This window comes from Rhizobacter sp. P2_H2 (genome assembly GCF_056403375.1).
Genome location: NZ_JBFUFP010001699.1, coordinates 1 through 707, shown reverse-complemented (window position 1 = coordinate 707; position 707 = coordinate 1). Strand labels below are relative to the sequence as shown.

1 protein-coding gene is annotated in these 707 nt (G+C 67.6%); it reads left to right on the top strand.

Translation table 11 applies throughout. The features are described from left to right. Positions 1–22 precede the first annotated feature (22 nt). A partial coding sequence (locus AC1D15_RS35690) for a sugar phosphate isomerase/epimerase family protein (protein ID WP_477829812.1) occupies positions 23–707 on the top strand: 685 nt, incomplete at its 3' end.

Sequence of the window (707 nt, the reverse complement as noted above, 5' to 3'; positions counted from 1 at the left end):
CACCTGATCTGAGGAGCTGACCATGCCCAGACCCGTCACCCTGTTCACCGGCCAGTGGGCCGACCTGTCGCTCGCCGAACTGGCGCCCCTCGCGAAAGCCATGGGCTACGACGGGCTGGAGCTCGCCTGCTGGGGCGACCATTTCAACGTGCAGGAGGCGCTGCAGTCGGAGCGCTACGTGGCCGACAAGCGCCGGCTGCTGGAGCAGCACGGCCTGCAGTGCTTCGCGATCGGCAACCACCTGACCGGCCAGGCGGTCTGCGACCTGATCGACGAGCGGCACAAGGCGATCCTGCCGGCCCACGTGTGGGGCGACGGCGAGGCCGAGGGCGTGCGCCGGCGCGCCGCGAAAGAGATGCAGGACACCGCGCGCGCCGCCGCGAAGTTCGGCGCGAAGACGGTGACCGGCTTCACCGGCTCGTCGATCTGGCATGCGCTGTATGCCTTCCCGCCGACGAATCAAGCGTTCTGGAACCGGGGCTTCGAGGATTTCGCGATGCGCTGGACGCCGATCCTCGACATGTTCGAGGAGGTCGACGTGAACTTCGCGCTCGAGGTGCACCCGACCGAGATCGCGTTCGACATCGCGAGCAGCCAGCGTGCGATCGAGGCGGTGAAGGGGCACAAACGCTTCGGCTTCAACTTCGACCCGAGCCACCTGGGCTACCAGGGCGTGGACTACGTCAAGTTCCTGCGCACCTTCGGGC